General features: G+C 60.0%; 20 protein-coding genes, 1 tRNA gene and 6 pseudogenes. 24 read left to right on the top strand and 3 right to left on the bottom strand.

Annotated features, from left to right (window positions below; translation table 11 throughout):
- Positions 1-284: 284 nt before the first annotated feature.
- The 3 genes and pseudogenes from GKE73_RS06900 to GKE73_RS06890 all read right to left on the bottom strand — a co-directional run bounded on the left by GKE73_RS06900 (position 285) and on the right by GKE73_RS06890 (position 2,528).
- Positions 285-638 carry a DUF805 domain-containing protein gene (locus tag GKE73_RS06900; protein WP_230369541.1) on the bottom strand — a complete coding sequence of 118 codons (354 nt, stop codon included), beginning with the start codon at positions 636-638 and terminating at the stop codon, positions 285-287.
- A gap of 514 nt (positions 639-1,152) precedes the next feature.
- A tRNA-Met gene (locus GKE73_RS06895) sits at positions 1,153-1,229 on the bottom strand.
- A 140-nt stretch (positions 1,230-1,369) separates the two neighbouring features.
- Positions 1,370-2,528: pseudogene (locus GKE73_RS06890) on the bottom strand (class I SAM-dependent methyltransferase).
- A 124-nt stretch (positions 2,529-2,652) separates the two neighbouring features.
- Here GKE73_RS06890 and GKE73_RS22795 point away from each other — a divergent pair.
- From GKE73_RS22795 to GKE73_RS22785, 24 genes and pseudogenes are all read left to right on the top strand, one after another.
- The gene (locus GKE73_RS22795) at positions 2,653-3,057 is read left to right on the top strand and encodes an SDR family NAD(P)-dependent oxidoreductase (protein WP_280954801.1); all 405 of its coding nucleotides are present in this window, start codon (positions 2,653-2,655) and stop codon (positions 3,055-3,057) included.
- Positions 2,993-3,406, top strand: coding sequence for an SDR family oxidoreductase (locus tag GKE73_RS22790; RefSeq protein ID WP_280955134.1), 414 nt, complete (start codon positions 2,993-2,995; stop codon positions 3,404-3,406). The genes GKE73_RS22795 and GKE73_RS22790 overlap by 65 nt, the downstream gene beginning before the upstream one ends.
- Before the next feature lie 105 nt (positions 3,407-3,511).
- A pseudogene (gene ttcA, locus GKE73_RS06880) lies at positions 3,512-4,486 on the top strand (tRNA 2-thiocytidine(32) synthetase TtcA).
- Positions 4,487-4,535: 49 nt separating this feature from the next.
- Positions 4,536-5,279 (top strand): polyamine aminopropyltransferase, encoded by a 744-nt coding sequence (locus tag GKE73_RS06875; protein ID WP_230371418.1) that lies wholly within the window; start codon positions 4,536-4,538, stop codon positions 5,277-5,279.
- A gap of 131 nt (positions 5,280-5,410) precedes the next feature.
- Positions 5,411-5,626 (top strand): NAD(P)-binding domain-containing protein, encoded by a 216-nt coding sequence (locus GKE73_RS24615; RefSeq protein ID WP_312854388.1) that lies wholly within the window; start codon positions 5,411-5,413, stop codon positions 5,624-5,626.
- Positions 5,556-6,014 (top strand): nucleotide sugar dehydrogenase, encoded by a 459-nt coding sequence (locus GKE73_RS06870; RefSeq protein WP_312854387.1) that lies wholly within the window; start codon positions 5,556-5,558, stop codon positions 6,012-6,014. The genes GKE73_RS24615 and GKE73_RS06870 overlap by 71 nt, the downstream gene beginning before the upstream one ends.
- On the top strand, positions 5,936-6,766 hold the full coding sequence (locus tag GKE73_RS06865; RefSeq protein WP_230369540.1) for a nucleotide sugar dehydrogenase: 831 nt from the start codon (positions 5,936-5,938) through the stop codon (positions 6,764-6,766). The genes GKE73_RS06870 and GKE73_RS06865 overlap by 79 nt, the downstream gene beginning before the upstream one ends.
- Before the next feature lie 73 nt (positions 6,767-6,839).
- A pseudogene (locus tag GKE73_RS06860) lies at positions 6,840-7,904 on the top strand (Gfo/Idh/MocA family protein).
- Between the two features lie 11 nt (positions 7,905-7,915).
- On the top strand, positions 7,916-8,488 hold the full coding sequence (locus GKE73_RS06855) for an acyltransferase (RefSeq protein ID WP_230369539.1): 573 nt from the start codon (positions 7,916-7,918) through the stop codon (positions 8,486-8,488).
- Positions 8,489-8,532: 44 nt separating this feature from the next.
- Positions 8,533-9,631 (top strand): annotated as a pseudogene (locus GKE73_RS06850) (DegT/DnrJ/EryC1/StrS family aminotransferase).
- Between the two features lie 7 nt (positions 9,632-9,638).
- On the top strand, positions 9,639-10,205 hold the full coding sequence (locus GKE73_RS06845) for a lipopolysaccharide biosynthesis protein (RefSeq protein ID WP_230369537.1): 567 nt from the start codon (positions 9,639-9,641) through the stop codon (positions 10,203-10,205).
- A 17-nt stretch (positions 10,206-10,222) separates the two neighbouring features.
- Positions 10,223-10,591 (top strand): polysaccharide biosynthesis protein, encoded by a 369-nt coding sequence (locus GKE73_RS06840; protein ID WP_230369536.1) that lies wholly within the window; start codon positions 10,223-10,225, stop codon positions 10,589-10,591.
- Positions 10,592-10,613: 22 nt separating this feature from the next.
- The gene (locus GKE73_RS06835; protein WP_230369535.1) at positions 10,614-10,910 is read left to right on the top strand and encodes a hypothetical protein; all 297 of its coding nucleotides are present in this window, start codon (positions 10,614-10,616) and stop codon (positions 10,908-10,910) included.
- Complete coding sequence (locus GKE73_RS06830) at positions 10,907-11,386, top strand: LbetaH domain-containing protein (RefSeq protein ID WP_230369534.1); 480 nt, start codon at positions 10,907-10,909, stop codon at positions 11,384-11,386. Before GKE73_RS06835 ends, GKE73_RS06830 begins: the two co-directional genes overlap by 4 nt.
- A 14-nt stretch (positions 11,387-11,400) precedes the next feature.
- A complete protein-coding gene (locus GKE73_RS06825; protein WP_230369533.1) occupies positions 11,401-11,640 on the top strand; it encodes a hypothetical protein in 240 nt (79 codons plus the stop codon).
- A pseudogene (locus GKE73_RS06820) lies at positions 11,577-11,927 on the top strand (glycosyltransferase); the annotation flags it as partial. The gene GKE73_RS06825 and the pseudogene GKE73_RS06820, both read left to right, overlap by 64 nt.
- Positions 11,928-12,096: 169 nt before the next feature.
- A pseudogene (locus tag GKE73_RS06815) lies at positions 12,097-12,288 on the top strand (glycosyltransferase); the annotation flags it as partial.
- Positions 12,289-12,322: 34 nt separating this feature from the next.
- On the top strand, positions 12,323-12,616 hold the full coding sequence (locus tag GKE73_RS06810) for a hypothetical protein (RefSeq protein ID WP_230371553.1): 294 nt from the start codon (positions 12,323-12,325) through the stop codon (positions 12,614-12,616).
- 92 nt (positions 12,617-12,708) lie between these two features.
- Positions 12,709-12,918: a glycosyltransferase family protein gene (locus GKE73_RS06805; RefSeq protein WP_230369532.1), complete on the top strand. Its 210-nt coding sequence runs from the start codon at positions 12,709-12,711 to the stop codon at positions 12,916-12,918.
- Between the two features lie 11 nt (positions 12,919-12,929).
- Positions 12,930-13,718: a glycosyltransferase family 4 protein gene (locus GKE73_RS06800; protein WP_230369531.1), complete on the top strand. Its 789-nt coding sequence runs from the start codon at positions 12,930-12,932 to the stop codon at positions 13,716-13,718.
- 102 nt (positions 13,719-13,820) lie between these two features.
- Complete coding sequence (locus tag GKE73_RS06795) at positions 13,821-13,964, top strand: hypothetical protein (protein ID WP_230369530.1); 144 nt, start codon at positions 13,821-13,823, stop codon at positions 13,962-13,964.
- Between the two features lie 69 nt (positions 13,965-14,033).
- The gene (locus GKE73_RS06790; protein ID WP_230369529.1) at positions 14,034-14,519 is read left to right on the top strand and encodes a glycosyltransferase; all 486 of its coding nucleotides are present in this window, start codon (positions 14,034-14,036) and stop codon (positions 14,517-14,519) included.
- Positions 14,497-14,877, top strand: a complete 381-nt coding sequence (locus GKE73_RS06785; RefSeq protein ID WP_230369528.1) for a glycosyltransferase — start codon at positions 14,497-14,499, stop codon at positions 14,875-14,877. The genes GKE73_RS06790 and GKE73_RS06785 overlap by 23 nt, the downstream gene beginning before the upstream one ends.
- Before the next feature lie 133 nt (positions 14,878-15,010).
- Positions 15,011-15,199 (top strand): DegT/DnrJ/EryC1/StrS family aminotransferase, encoded by a 189-nt coding sequence (locus tag GKE73_RS22785; RefSeq protein WP_280954800.1) that lies wholly within the window; start codon positions 15,011-15,013, stop codon positions 15,197-15,199.
- Positions 15,200-15,217 lie beyond the last annotated feature (18 nt).

Here is a 15,217-nt window from a genome sequence, read left to right as displayed (position 1 = left end):
GCAATCAGAAAGAGAGGAATGCTCAACGCCGCCCCTGCTGCCCGGCCCGCGGCCGAGGCGGTTTGCGGATGGGAAGCTCCCGCTAGCATGCCAACAATGAATAAAGAGCTGATCCACATAACCAAGGTCCAGACAATGCATAGTCCAATGAGACTTGCCGTATTTCTGGTGCATCTGGATGTAGTTACGCCCGGGATGCGTTGGGGGGCCCCGCAGTGCGGGCATGAGGGGGCGGTTTCGTGGATTTCCTTGCCGCACCCTCGGCAATAGACCATGGCCATCGATCAAACCACTTTCGGCGAAGGGCCAAACCGGTTCGTGCTGGGCTGGCTGTCCAAGCACAGGAACACGAATCCCACGATGGGCACCAGCATCCACCAGCCGCTCCGGTCCGTGTCATGCATTCTCCGAACTGTCACGGCAATCGTGGGCAGCAGCAGGATGACCGAATTCAGGACATACAACGCGGGATGAATCAACGAAAACACGATCGACATGATCATGGTGATCAAGACGAAGTACCAGTATTCTTTGCGCCGGGCACGACCGGAAAAATCGGCAAACCGTTTGAAAGGCATTAGTCCCAGTTCAAAGAAACCATCACTGCCAATAGAAGCGCTTGCTGTGCTGTCTACCATTTGTGGCGCTCCGCACTGCGGACAAGTTGGGGCCGACTCGTGTATTTCCTTGCCACAGTCGCGGCAAAATACCATGCTCATCATTATTCTCCTAAAGTATCTACATCGTCGGTCATTACCACTATAACTATTTCTCATTCAATATATGCATATATACTATTCCATATGGGTAAAAATTTTACAATTGCCCTATGTAATTTGGAGATGCACGGAGAGAGGCTGTAAGTTGACGATGCTGTGTCGCTGATGGATTTGTTCAACGAACAGTCAAAGACGTTCGTATCCCATTCTGGGTTCTAACGATGGTGGAAATTTGTTCGATGATTAGTCTGCGGCATGGTCAACAGGACGTTCAACTTGATCTGACGAGACTATCAGTAGGGGATGTGTAGCAACGTCGACGTCATGCAGGATGGGGTGAGAAGTCCCAGTGGTGGGGGGCTTGGGTAACTAGGTGAAATGTAAAAAGGCCATAAGTCTTAAAAATCAAGAACTTATAGCCTTTTTGAATTCGTGGTGGCGAATCAGGGACTCGAACCCCGGACCTGCGGATTATGATTCCGTCGCTCTAACCGACTGAGCTAATTCGCCATGGCTTCGTTGCATTGCTGCGTTGAAGTGGGGCGAACTATACCTAGGCTTTTTTTTGGTGTCAAGCGGGTGTTTTCACTTTTTTGCCTGAGGTCGTGCTGGCCGGATTGTTTCTGGTGTGTTGTGGCGATGGCCGGTGCTCAGAGCATGTGGCAGCGGTCGCCTTGGGTGAGGCCGCACCAGTCGATGCTGACGTTTTTGCCAAAGCCGATCACTTTGAATAGTTCTCCCATTTCTGCATGGGACAGCAGCTTTTGCACGGCGGCGACTTGGGGCAGGTAGTGGGCGGCGTCGGCCGGGTCGAGCTGGCTTAACAGTTGGGTAATGCCGAAGCATTGATGAGGAATTGTGCCCGGGTGAGATAGCCGATCAGGTCGAGCCCGCTGTCGATGCCAACTTGGGCGATGGCGCTGAAGTCGACGTGGCAGGTGAGGTCCATCAGGCCAGGCTGGAAGAACGGGTCGTCAACCGTGTGATGGCGGTAGTGGCCGATCAGTGTGCCCATGTGGCGCTGCGGGTGGTAGTACTCGCGTTCCGGGAAGCCGTAATCGATCAGCAAGATGGCGCCGCGTTGCAGGCGTTGCCCCAGCGTCTGGATAAAGGCGAGGTTGGCCGGGCTGATTTCGGAGAGGTAGCCCGGCTGTTGCGGGCTGTGTCGTTCGGCCAACCTTTGTAAGGTGGCGTCGGTGATCGGCCGGTCTTGCCAGACGAAGTGGTCGTCCTGCACGCTGACGCCACGTTGCTGTGGCTGCGGGGCCCAGTGGATGAGTTCGCACGGCATGGCGTCCAGCACTTCGTTGCCGATGATGATGCCATCGAGCTGTTCTGGCAGCTGGTTGAGCCAGCTGACTCGCTCGGCCAGATGCGGCAGCGCCTGGCGGATGGCTTGCTGCTGGCGTTCGATCAGGTCGGCGGACAGGTCAATGATGATGTAGCGTTGCGGCAATTGGCCCAGTTGTTCCAGTTCGCTCAGGATGTCGATGGCCAGTTTGCCGGTGCCGGCACGCCAAACTCGTATACCGTCTAGCCGACGGTTTGTGGCAGTAGTTCGGCCAACTGTTGTGCCGGGTGCGGCCGTAGAAGGACGACATCTCGGGCGCGGTGATGAAATCACCGGCGCTGCCCAGCTTGTGGCTACCGGCCGAGTAGTAGCCCAGTCCCGGCGCGTACAGCGCCAGTTCCATATAGCGTGAGAACGGTATCCAGCCGCCGAGCGTCGGCGATGGTTTGGCGGATCAGGGCGGTAAGGCGGTTGCTGACGGCCAGCGCTTCGGGGCTGGCGGCGGGGAGGTCGGTCATGGCTGTGCATCCTGCTACAATGTGGCGCGATTGTGGGCGATTCTGCGCGAAAGGTGAAGAGGCCGGAGGGTTTTCGGCCAACCTTGAGCGCCGGTGACCGTAATGGGCAGGAGAGAGCAGCAACATGCAGCAAGTAGCCATGGAACAGCGGGTGGTGATGATTACTGGCGCGGCACGGCGGGTAGGGGCGGGCATTGCCCGGGCCTTGCATGCACGCGGCGCGCGGCTGGTGTTGCATTACCGTGATTCGCAGGCGGAAGCGCAGCAGCTGGCCGCGGAACTGAACGCAGTGCGGCCGGATTCGGCTGTGCCGTTGCAGGCGGATCTGCTGGACGAGGCGGGTTTGGCCGCAGTAGCCGCGCGCGCCGTCGCGGCGTTTGGTTTAAGCTGGATGGCCTCGTCAATAACGCGTCCAGTTTTTTCCCACGCCGGTGGGGCAGATCGACGAAGGCTGGCAGGATTTGATGGGCAGCAACCTCAAGGCGCCGTTGTTCCTGAGCCGGGCCTTGGCCCCGGCCTTGCGCGCTAGCGCCGGTGCCATTGTCGGTATTGTCGATATTCATGCCGAACGGCCGATGAAAGACCATGTGGTATACAACCTGGCCAAGGCCGGTCATGCCCAGCTGGTGCGCAGCCTGGCGATCGAGCTGGCGCCGCTGGTGCGCGTCAACGGCGTGGCGCCGGGGGCGAATATCTGGCCGGAGAGCGCGGAGGTGTTTACGCCTGCGCTGCGGCAGCAAATTGAAAACAGTATTCCGCTTGGGCGCATCGGCACGCCGGACGACATCGCCCGCGTGGTGGCGTTTTTGCTGTTTGATGCCAGCTATATGACTGGCCAGATTCTGGCGGTGGATGGTGGCCGCAGCATCGTGCTATAGCCGCAAGCTTTGATGCTTTTTGGTGTAGTGCGCGTGGTTAAGCATAGTCCGCGCCGGTGGAAATCCGTTAAAATCGTCCGTTTTTCAATTTCTTAGCCGTCTTCCATGTCCGAACAGAATGCCGTTGCCGACGACAAGGCCAAGAAAGCCGTGTACGAGAGCAACAAACTGGCCAAACGGCTGCGCCACCATGTGGGCGATGCCATCAATGACTTTAATATGATCGAATCGGGCGACCGCATCATGGTCTGCCTGTCGGGTGGCAAGGACAGCTATGCGCTGCTGGACATCCTGCTGGGCTTGCAGAAGTCGGCGCCGATCGATTTTTCCATCGTGGCGGTCAACCTCGACCAGAAGCAGCCCGGTTTCCCGGAGCATGTGCTGCCGGAGTACCTGCAGTCCATTGGTGTCGAGTACCGCATCGTGGAAGAAGATACCTACAGCATCGTCAAACGTCTGGTGCCGGAAGGCAAAACCACCTGCAGCCTGTGTTCGCGCCTGCGTCGCGGTATTTTGTACCGCGTGGCCGACGAACTGGGCGCCACCAAGATTGCGCTCGGTCATCACCGCGACGATATCCTGCAAACGCTGTTCCTCAACATGTTTTACGGCGGCAAGCTCAAGGCCATGCCGCCCAAGCTGGTGTCGGATGACGGCAAGCACATGGTGATCCGCCCGCTGGCCTATTGCCGCGAGAAAGATCTGGAACGTTTTGCCGAACTGCGCGCGTTCCCGATCATCCCGTGCAACCTGTGCGGGTCGCAGCCCAACCTGCAGCGCCGGTGGTGAAGGAAATGATCAACGATTGGGATCGCCGTTTCCCGGGGCGGGTGGAGTCAATGTTCCGCGCCCTGCAAAACGTGGTGCCATCGCATCTGGCCGATACCGCACTGTTTGATTTTGCCGGGCTGCAAACGGGCGAGGCGCCATTTGCCGGGGGGGGACATTGCCTTCGATAAGGAAGAATTCCGCGACCCGCCGTTGCCGCCGGACGAGGCCGGGTTGGCCGAAACCACGCCGCTGCGCCGTACCATCAGCATCCTCGATTCCCGCCCCAAGGAGTCCGGCTGTGGCAGCTAAACGCGCATTGCACCCGTTCCGCCGCCGGGTACGCGGGGCGATCGAGCACATGCCGGAAGTGGAAATTTCCGAGGAAGGCTCCATCCGCTCGCTGCATCTGGGCTCGGAAACCATTCAAAGCTCGATGGATCTGGATGATCCGGCTGATCTGGTGTTGTCGTATAGCCGGGCGATGATGGGTTTCTTGCTGTTCAATCCGGACCCGCGTCACATCCTGCAGATCGGGCTGGGCGGTGGTTCGTTTGCCCGCTTCATTGATGAGTATCTGCCGGACGCCGTTAGCGTGGCGGTGGACATCAACCCGCAGGTGATTGCCGTGGCGCGCGCCTTCTTCCAGTTGCCGGAGGAAGGCGACTTCTTCGAGATCGTTGAAGCCGACGGCGCCGACTACGTCAAAATTTTCCGCGGCTCCACCGATGCCATTCTGGTCGATGGCTTTGACGGCTTGCAGATTGTCGATGCGCTGACTACGGAAGACTTCTTTGAAGACTGCAAGCGTGCGTTAAGCCCCAAGGGCGTGTTCGTTACCAACTGGTGGAGTGGCGACAAGCGTTACCACACCTTTGTCGAACGTCTGCTCAGCGTGTTTGAAGGCCGGGTGCTGGAGTTGCCTGCCGCCACGCATGGCAACGTGGCGGTGATGGCGTTTCGCCAGAGCCCGACACTCACTCATCTGGAGGCGCTCAAGGCGCGTGCCGAGGAGCTGGAAGGGCAGTTCGGGCTGGAGTTTGGCGAATTCGTCAGCCGCATCAAAATGACCAACCAGTGTTCGGCCAACCATCTTCTGTTATGAGAAAAAAGTGCGACAAGCGCCGTCACGTTTGGTAACAAATACGCCGTTTCAATGCGGCGTATAATGCCGCGATAGACCGGCATGAAGTGTTTTGTGCCGGAGCGGCATGCCAGCCGCAACGTTTTGGGTGGGTGGCTCAGGACCACCACCACGAATTTACCTTTATTGGGATAGTCATCGTGATCAAGCAGCAATTGCTGAACCGCATCGCGGATAAATCCGCTGTCATTGGCATTGTCGGCCTGGGCTATGTCGGCCTGCCGTTGATGTTGCGTTTTGCTGAAGTGGGCTACAAGGTACTGGGTTTCGACATCGACCCGTCCAAGGTGGAAGCGCTCAACGCCTAGCCGCTCCTACATCGAACACATCCCGGCCGACAGCATTGCCACGGCGCGTTCCCGCGGCTTTGAAGCCACGACCGATTTCTCCCGCGCGCCGGAAGCCGATACGCTGATTCTGTGTGTGCCGACCCCGTTGAACAAATACCGCGAGCCGGACCTGTCGTTTGTGCTCAATACCATCGACTCGCTGGTGCCGTATCTGCGTGAAGGCCATCTGGTATCGCTGGAATCCACCACCTATCCGGGTACGACCGACGAAGAACTGCTGCCGCGCATCGAATCGCGTGGCCTGAAAGTGGGCGAAAACGCCTTCCGGTGTTCTCGCCGGAACGTGAAGATCCGGGTAACCCCAACTTCTGTACCCGCACCATTCCCAAAGTCTGTGGCGGTGTGACGCCGGCTTGTCAGGAAATCGGCGTGGCGCTGTATTCGGCGGTGATCGACAAAGTGGTGCCGGTTTCCAGCACCCGTGCCGCAGAAATGACCAAGCTGCTGGAAAACATCCACCGTGCCGTCAATATCGGTCTGGTGAATGAAATGAAGATCGTTGCCGACCGCATGGGCATCGACATTCATGAAGTGATCCGCGCGGCCGCGACCAAACCGTTCGGCTTTGTGCCTTATTATCCGGGCCCGGGTCTGGGCGGCCACTGCATTCCGATCGACCCGTTCTACCTCACCGGAAGGCGCGCGAATACGGCGTCAACACCCGCTTCATCGAATTGGCTTAGCGAGGTGAACTCCTCCATGCCCGACTATGTGGTGAGCAAGGTGGCATCGGCGCTGAACCTGCGCAAGAAATCCATCAACGGCAGCCGCGTACTGGTGCTGGGCATTGCCTACAAGAAGAACGTCGACGACATGCGCGAAAGCCCGTCGGTTTTGCTGATGGAAAAACTGCGCGATCTGGGCGCCGAAGTGTCTTACAGCGACCCGCACGTGCCGGTGTTCCCGAAAATGCGCGAGCACCACTTTGACCTGAAGAGCGTGCCGGTGACGGCTGACAGCCTGAAAGACTTTGACTGCGTGCTGGTGGCAACCGATCACGACAAGTTCGACTTCGACATGATTAAGGCCAATGCCCAACTGGTGGTGGACAGCCGGGGCAAGTATCTGGAACCGGCCGCCAATATCGTGAAGGCCTGATCGTTCAGCATTCCTCTGCGGGCGACCTGCTAACGGGTCGCCCTTTGCCGTTTATCGAGACGAGATTTTTGCCATGCAAGCCTTTCAACACCCGCCTATTACCGACCGCAAAATCCGCTTTGCCCCTGGTGGGCTGTGGTCGTATTGCCAATAACCATTTTGGCTCGCTGGAGAAGCATGCCGAGCGTGCCGAACTGGTGGATGTTTGTGATATCAACCCGGCCGCGCTGGCGGCTGCCGTCGAGCGCACCGGCGCGCGCGGTCACAGCAATCTGAACGCCATGTTGGCCGAAACCAACGCCGACATCATCGTCCTGACCACGCCGTCCGGCCTGCACCCGGCGCAGAGCATCCAGTGCTCCGAAGCCGGTTTCCACGTGATGACCGAAAAGCCGATGGCCACTCGCTGGCAGGATGGCCCGGCCATGGTCAAGGCGGCGGACAAGGCTGGCAAGCGCCTGTTCGTGGTCAAACAGAACCGTCGCAACGCTACGCTGCAATTGCTCAAGCGCGCCATGCAGGAACAGCGTTTTGGCCGTATCTATATGGTCAACGTCAACGTGTTCTGGACCCGCCCGCAAGAGTATTACGATCAGGCCGCCCGGCGCGGCACCGGGAATACGATGGTGGCGCCTTCATGAATCAGGCCAGCCATTATGTCGATTTGCTGGATTGGCTGATCGGGCCGGTGGAAAGCGTGCAGGCGTATACCGCCACGCTGGAACGCAATATCGAAGTGGAAGATACCGGGACTGTCAGCATCAAATGGCGCTCCGGTGCGCTGGGCAGCATGAACGTCACCATGCTGACCTATCCGAAAAACCTGGAAGGCTCGATTACCATTCTTGGTGAAAAAGGTTCGGTGCGTGTGGGCGGTGTCGCTGTCAACGAAATCCAGCACTGGGAATTTGCCGAAGCCCATCCGATGGACGACGAGATCAAGAACGCCAGCTACGCCACCACCAGCGTGTACGGTTTTGGCCACCCGCTGTATTACGACAATGTGATTCAGGTGATGCGTGGTGAAGCCGATCCGGAAACCGATGGTCGCGAAGGACTGAAGTCGCTGGAACTGCTGATCGCCACCTATCTGTCGGCCCGCGATGGCCGTCGCGTCAGCCTGCCGCTGGACTACTGAGAGGGCGCTCCATGAGTGATCACATTCATCCCACCGCCATCGTCGACGAGGGTGCGCAGATTGGCGAAGGCACCCGTGTCTGGCATTGGGTACACATTTGCGGCGGCGCGCGCATCGGCGAGCGCTGTTCGTTTGGCCAGAACGTGTTTGTCGGCAATGACGTGCTGATCGGCAACAACGTCAAGGTGCAGAACAACGTTTCCATCTATGACGCGGTCACGCTGGAAGATGACGTGTTCTGCGGCCCGAGCATGGTGTTTACCAACGTCAACAATCCGCGCAGCCATATCAACCGCAAGAACGAATATCGCCGCACCGTGGTGAAAAAGGGCGCTTCCATTGGCGCCAATGCCACCGTGGTGTGCGGGCATACCGTGGGCGAATACGCCTTCATCGGCGCCGGTGCCGTGGTGACCCGCGATGTACCGGCCTATGCGCTGATGGTGGGCAGCCCGGCGCGGCGTTTGGGCTGGATGTGCGCCTGTGGCGAACGCTTGCCCAATGATATTGGCACGCACACCTGCCCGGCCTGTCATATCCGTTATGAAGTGCGTGGTCACCACTGCACGCCTCTTTCCCATTGATTGCACTGTCGGCCTCATGGGCTTAACAGGCCAAGGACATTACGATGAGCATCCAGTTCATTGATCTGAAAGCACAGTACCAGCATCTGAAAGCCGATATCGACGCCCGCATTCACGCGGTGCTGGATCATGGCCAGTACATCATGGGGCCGGAAGTCAGCGAGCTGGAAACCCGGTTGGCCGAATTCGTCGGCGTCAAGCACGCCATCGGTGTGTGCGATGGCACGGCTGCGCTACAAGTGGCGCTGATGGCGCTGGGGGTGGGGCCGGGCGACGAGGTGATCACCACGCCGTTTACCTTTATTGCCACCGGCGAGATGGTGGCTCTGCTCGGTGCCAAGCCGGTGTTTGTCGATATTGATCCGGTCAGCTACAACCTTGATCCGGCCAAGCTGGAAGCCGCCATCACGCCGCGTACGCGTGCCATCATGCCGGTGAGCTTGTATGGCCAGTGTGCCGACTTTGATGCCATCAATGCCATTGCCGCCAAGCATGGCCTGCCGGTGATCGAAGACGGTGCGCAAAGCTTTGGTGCCAGCTACCACGGCAAGCGCTCCGGTAGCCTGTCCACCATCGGGTGCACCAGTTTCTTCCCGTCCAAGCCGTTGGGCTGTTATGGCGATGGCGGGGCGTGCTTTACCAATGACGATGCCCCGGCCAAGAAAATGCGCGAAATCCGCCTGCATGGTCAGGACCGTCGCTACCACCATCCCGCGATCGGTATCAATGGCCGCCTCGACACCATTCAGGCGGCCGTGCTGCTGGCCAAGCTGCCGAGTTTCCCGCAGGAAGTGGAAGCGCGTAGCCGCATTGGCGCGCGTTACAGCGCTTTGCTGGGTGACGTGGCACGCGTACCGGTGGTGGGCGAGGGGCAAGGCCATGTCTATGCCCAGTTCACCATCGAGGTGGACAACCGCGACGCGGTACAAGCCAAGCTGAAAGAAGCGGGCGTGCCGACGGCGGTGCATTACCCGATTCCGCTGCATCTGCAACCGGCGTTTGCTGCGCTGGGTCTGGGCGAGGGCAGCTTCCCGGTGGCCGAAGCGGCAGGCAAGCGGGTAATGAGCCTGCCGATGCATCCGTTCCTCGGATGAAGCCACGCAGGATGCCATCGTCGCCGCCGTCAAGAGCGCGCTGGCCTGATCGCTGCATGCTGCCATTCTTGAAGCACTCCGGGCGTAGCCCGTTCCTGCAACATATCATCACGCTGGTCACCGGCGCTGCGGTGGCACAGATCGTGCCGCTGCTGGCGTCGCCGTTGATTACCCGCTTGTATACCCCGCAGGCCGTGGGGGTACAGGCGGTGTATGTGTCGTGGTTGTCGTCGCTGGCGGTGCTGGCGACGGCGCGCTATGAAATGGCCATTGTGTTGCCTGCCGAAGAAACCAAGGCAAGCAACCTGATGGGCCTGTCGCTGCTCTGTTCGTTTGCCCCGGCGCTTCTGGTGGGCGTGGTGCTGGCGCTGGATGGTCACGCCCAGCTGGCGGATTACTTGGGCACGCCCGAACTGGAAGACTGGCTGTTGCTGATGCCGCTGTCGCTGTTGCTGGCGGGGCTGATGCAAGCCCTGGACCAACTGGAACAATCGTCACCGGCGTTATCGGGCCAATGCCAGCGGCCGCATGCTGCAGTCGTTCAGCATGGCTTAAGCACGCAGGTGGTGGGCGGTTTGCTGGGTGGCGGTGCCGGTGGCTTGATTCTGGGGCAGTTTGCTTAAGCCAGATCGGTTCATTGGTGGCGCAGACCTGGCTGGATATCCGCCAGAAGCTGGGCTGGTGGCGCGATGTCAGCCGACGTGGCATGTGGCAGGTGGCGCGGGAATACGTCGAGTTTCCCCGTGTCAATGCGCCGCATGCGCTGTCTACCGCGCTGCTGGATTCCATCACGCTGTCGGTGCTGACGGTTCTGGCCGGTAGCGCGGCGGTGGGGGCTTATGGCCTGATGATGCGCGTGTTGAAACTACCGGCCGCCCTGATTGGTCAGGCGGTGGCGCAGGTGGCTTACCGCGAGTTGGCCGAAGCGCGCAATCAGGGTCAGCCATTGCGGCCGATTCTGCGCAAGATGATGCTGGCACTTGCCTTGCCTTGCTGCCGTTTCTGGTGATCCAGTTTGCTTAAGCGAGCCATTGTTTGCCTTGGTATTTGGCCCCAACTGGCATACCGCTGGCCAGTATGCCGAGGCCATGGCATTGTTCATTCTGTTCCACTTTGTGGCCTCGCCGCTGGGCATGGTGCCGCCGGTGATTCAGCGCCAGCGTACGGCGTTTCTGTTTTCGCTGGTACAGTCGGCGTTGTTCCTTGGTTCCTTGTGGGGCGGCTTCATGCTATGGCATCAGGCCGTGCCGACTTTTCAGCTGGTGTCGGTGGTGATGGCCGGTTATTTTCTCTGTTATTTTGCTTGGCTCTACAAGGCTGCCCGATGAATTGGACTGTCTGGTTTAACCGTATCCGTTTCCGGCTGTCGCGCTGGATCGGCCCGCGCATGGTATACGGCTACCGGCGCCATGACGGCACGCTGTTGCCGCGCACCCGCATTTCCAACATGACGCGGCTGGAAGGCCCGGCTTCGCTGCAGATTGGCGATAACGTCTGGATCGGCCATTTCAATTTGGTGGATGCCTCCGGTGGCCTGACCATCGGTGAGGGCTGCCAGATCACCAACTATGTGTCGGTGCTCACCCATTCCAGCCATGTTGCCATCCGCCTGTATGGCGATGCCTATATGCGGCAGCGCAATCATGTCGGTTACGTGCGCCACTCCTCGCGCATCGGCCCGTACAGCTTTATCGGCCCGCACAGCGTGCTGATGCCGGGCGTGGAACTGGGCAAAGGCACGCTGGTGGCGGCCTTCAGCTATGTGGCCAAGGGCAGCTATCCGGATTTTGCCATTCTGGCTTAAGCAACCCGGCCAAGGTGGTGGGCGATACGCGCGATGGCGATGCCGAATGGCTCACCAGCTATCCCGAACTCAAGACGTTTTATCAAGCCTCGGCGAGGAGGCGACGCGTGACTGAGCGTCCGACGCGCATCCTGATCATCGGCTCGGCCTCGGTGCATACCGGCGCTATCTGGCCGGTATTGCCCCGCATGTGGACGAACTCTATCTGGCGTGCAATGGCGACGTTCCGCCGGAGCGCCGTCCCGCCAACCTGAAAGACGTGCTGCGGGTGGACTTCCGCCCGGCGGCGCTCGGTACGGCGCGGCGGCTGCAGCACTGGTTGGCCGAAATCCAGCCGCGACTGGTGCATGTGCATCAGGCCAACAGCGTGGCCTGGCACGCCCAGCGCGCCTTGGCTGGCAGTGGCATCCCGCTGGTGTTGACGGCGTGGGGCTCTGACGTGTTGCTGCTGCCGGAACGTAACCGGCTGATGCGGCAGATGGTGCGCGCCAACCTCAAGGCCGCCGACGTGATCACTTCCGATTCGCTCTACATGGCCGCGCGCATCCGGGCGCTGGCTGGCGAATCCTGCCAGATCCGTTTGCTCAATTATGGTATCGACGCCTTGCTTAGCCGCGCCAGATCTGGCGGCCAAGCCGCGCAACGTGCTGTCGTCTTAGCTACACAAGCCGCTTTATCGCATCGACGCCATCCTGCGTGGCTGGGCGGCGGTGGAGGCCGATCCGCGCTTTGCCGACTGGACCCTGACCGTGGCGGCCAGTGGCAGCGAAACCGATGCCCTCAAAAGGTTGGCCGAAAACCTCGGGTTGCGGCGTGTCGACTTTACCGGTTTTGTCTCCAGTGACGTGCTGAACCAGCTGTACCGTCAGGCGCGGGTATTTGTCAGTGTGCCACGCTCCGACGCCACCAGCATCAGCCTGCTGGAAGCCATGGGGCATGGCTGCCTGCCGCTGCTGTCCAATCTGCTTAACCAATGGCGAGTGGGTGATCGACGGCCTCAACGGCATCATCGCCGAAGATGTAGCCCAGCTCGCCCCCAGCCTGATGCGCGCCATGACGCTGGCGGAGGATAATGAGCAGCTGGCGCGCAGCGTGGCGATCAATCGTGAATTGGTCCCAGCCAAGGCGCTGCATGCCGACAACATGGCGGCGTTTGCCGCGCTTTACCGCGAACTGCTGGCCCGTCAGGGCAAAACGGGCGGCGTTGCAGCCCGCCAGGAACAAGGTTGAACCATGAAAATTGCCCATCTCACCAGTGCCCATCCGCGCTATGACATCCGTATCTTCGTCAAGGAATGCGTGACGTTGGCCGAAGCCATGACGTGACGCTGATCGTGGCCGACGGCAAGGGTGAGGAAATCCGCCGCGGCGTACGTTTCCACGATGTCGGGCCAAAAACCGGCGGGCGTTTTGCCCGCATGACCGGCACCGTCAAGCGTGTCTATCAGGCCGCGCTGGCGTTGCAGCCGGACGTGGTACATTTTCACGATCCCGAACTGATCCCGGCGGCGCTGCGCCTGAAACAGGCTTAAGCATCAAGGTGGTGTATGACGTGCACGAAGACGTGCCGCGACAGATTCTGGCCAAGCACTGGATTCCCGGCATGGTGCGGCCACTGGTGTCCGGCAGTTTTGAAACGCTGGAAGACTGGTCGGCACGCCGCTTTGACGCCATCGTCACCTCCACGCCACATATCCGCGAGCGTTTTGCCAAACTGGGTGCCAATGCCATCGACGTGTGCAACTTCCCCATTCTGGAAGAACTGGTGCGCGACACGGCGTGGGACAGCCGCCGTAACGAGGTGTGCTACATCGGTGGCATCAGCCGTATTCGCGGCATCGAACCGATTGTCGCGGCGCTGCCGGACACCAACACCCGGCTGAATCTGGCCGGGCCGTGGAGCGAGCCGGATTTGAAAGCCCAACTGGAACACGAAGGCTGGGCACGGGTCAATGATCTGGGCGTGCTCGACCGCCAAGGCGTGGCCGCCGTGTTGGCGCGCAGCAAAGTCGGGCTGGTGACGCTGTTTCCCACGCCCAACTATGTCGATGCGCTGCCGATCAAACTGTTTGAATACATGGCCGCCGGCATGCCGGTGGTGGCGTCGGATTTTCCGGTGTGGCGCGAAATTGTCGATGACGCTGGCTGCGGTCTGCTGGTGGACCCGCAAGACCCGGCCGCCATCGCCGCCGCCATCAACCGGCTGCTCTCGGATGAAACGCTGGCGCGCACCATGGGCGACGCTGGCAAACAGGCTGTGCTGAACAAATACAGCTGGGCCGCAGAAGGACTGAAACTGGTGCGCCTGTACGACGCGCTGCGTAAATCATGAAAATTCTCTACATCAACCACTACGCTTAAGCAGTCCGCGCCACGGCATGGAGTTTCGCCCCTATTATCTGGCGCGCGAGTGGGTACGGGCTTAGGCCACGAGGTGAATATCGTTGCGGCCGATACCTCGCACCTGCGCCAGAGCAACCCCGAGTTGGCCGAAAAATACCGCGACGAAGACATCGACGGCATCCGTTATACCGGTGCAAAACCCCGGCCTATCAGGGCAATGGCCTCAAGCGGGTGATCAATATCTTCAGTTTCCTCGGCAAGCTGATGGGGCTGTCGCGCCGCTATCTGCAAGCCTGGCGGCCGGATGTGGTCATTGCCTCGTCCACCTATCCGCTCGATACCGTCCCGGCCGCCTTCATCGTTAAGCAAAACCGGCGCGCGGCTGGTGTACGAAGTGCACGATCTGTGGCCGCTGACCCCGGTGGAAGTGGGTGGCATGAGCCCGAAACACCCGTTCATCCGCTTGCTGCAGTGGGCGGAAGACTTTGGCTACAAGAAAGCCGATACCGTCATTTCCATGCTGCCGTGTGCCAAGGATTACATGATGGCGCATGGCATGGCGGCGGAAAAATACCATGTGATCCCCAACGGCGTGGACGTGGACGAGTGGCAGGGCGCCAGCCAGCCGCTGCCCGCCGCGCATGTGCAAAGGTTGGCCGAACTCAAGGCCGACAAGCGTTTCCTGATCGGCTATGTTAAGCGGTCATGGTCTGGCCAATGCGCTCGATTTCCTGTTGCAGGCGGCCGCGCAGCTACAGGAGCAGCCGGTGACGTTTGTGCTGGTGGGTGATGGCCCGGACAAGGCGGCGCTGCAAGCGCAGGCCCGGCAACTTGGCCTGCAGCATGTCGAGTTTCTCGACAGCATTCCCAAGCGAGCCGTCCCGGCGTTCCTCGCGCAGATGGATGCGCTGTTTATCGGCTGGCGCAAATTGCCGATCTACCGTTTCGGCATCAACCCCAACAAACTGTTTGACTACCTGATGGCGGGCAAACCGGTGATCCACTCGGTCGAGGCGGGCAACGATATGGTCAAGGATGCCGGCGCTGGCCTCAGTGTGGCAGCGGAAGACCCGGCGGCGATTGCCACCGCAGTGCGCGAACTGATGGCCCTGACGCCCAACTCCCGCGGGCGCATGGGCGCCGCTTAAGCAATACGTGCTGGCCAATCACGATTACCGGATTTTGGCACGGCGTTTTCTCAACGCCTGCTGGCATTAAGCGAATAACCCACTGTTGGCGCGCCCGGCGTGGCGGCGCCTTACTTGATGGACGACAAATACCATGAGCGAACAAGCCTTTCTTCCCTTTGCCCTGCCGGATATCGGCGAAGACGAAATCAATGAAGTAGTCGATTCCCTGCGTTCCGGCTGGGTAACTACCGGCCCCAAGGCCAAGCGTTTTGAAGCCGACTTTGCCGCGCTGCTGGGTGGTGGCGTTGAGGCCATCGCCGTCAACTCCGCCACCGCCTAAGCCTGCATCTGGCGCTGG

It is taken from the genome of Paludibacterium denitrificans, assembly GCF_009707705.1.
Classification (GTDB): domain Bacteria; phylum Pseudomonadota; class Gammaproteobacteria; order Burkholderiales; family Chromobacteriaceae; genus Paludibacterium_A; species Paludibacterium_A denitrificans.
This window is presented reverse-complemented; position numbering and strand designations above follow the sequence as displayed.

What these genes read in the sequence shown, in the direction of transcription:
- GKE73_RS06830 (WP_230369534.1), top strand. Translation starts at nt 10,907, where the DNA reads ATGAATTGGACTGTCTGGTTTAACCGTATCCGTTTCCGGCTGTCGCGC.
- GKE73_RS06900 (WP_230369541.1), bottom strand. Translation starts at nt 638, where the DNA reads ATGGTAGACAGCACAGCAAGCGCTTCTATTGGCAGTGATGGTTTCTTT.
- GKE73_RS06845 (WP_230369537.1), top strand. Translation starts at nt 9,639, where the DNA reads ATGCTGCCATTCTTGAAGCACTCCGGGCGTAGCCCGTTCCTGCAACAT.
- GKE73_RS22795 (WP_280954801.1), top strand. Translation starts at nt 2,653, where the DNA reads ATGCAGCAAGTAGCCATGGAACAGCGGGTGGTGATGATTACTGGCGCG.
- GKE73_RS06875 (WP_230371418.1), top strand. Translation starts at nt 4,536, where the DNA reads ATGCCGGAAGTGGAAATTTCCGAGGAAGGCTCCATCCGCTCGCTGCAT.
- GKE73_RS22785 (WP_280954800.1), top strand. Translation starts at nt 15,011, where the DNA reads ATGAGCGAACAAGCCTTTCTTCCCTTTGCCCTGCCGGATATCGGCGAA.
- GKE73_RS06810 (WP_230371553.1), top strand. Translation starts at nt 12,323, where the DNA reads ATGGCTGCCTGCCGCTGCTGTCCAATCTGCTTAACCAATGGCGAGTGG.
- GKE73_RS06855 (WP_230369539.1), top strand. Translation starts at nt 7,916, where the DNA reads ATGAGTGATCACATTCATCCCACCGCCATCGTCGACGAGGGTGCGCAG.
- GKE73_RS22790 (WP_280955134.1), top strand. Translation starts at nt 2,993, where the DNA reads ATGGGCAGCAACCTCAAGGCGCCGTTGTTCCTGAGCCGGGCCTTGGCC.
- GKE73_RS06790 (WP_230369529.1), top strand. Translation starts at nt 14,034, where the DNA reads ATGTGGTCATTGCCTCGTCCACCTATCCGCTCGATACCGTCCCGGCCG.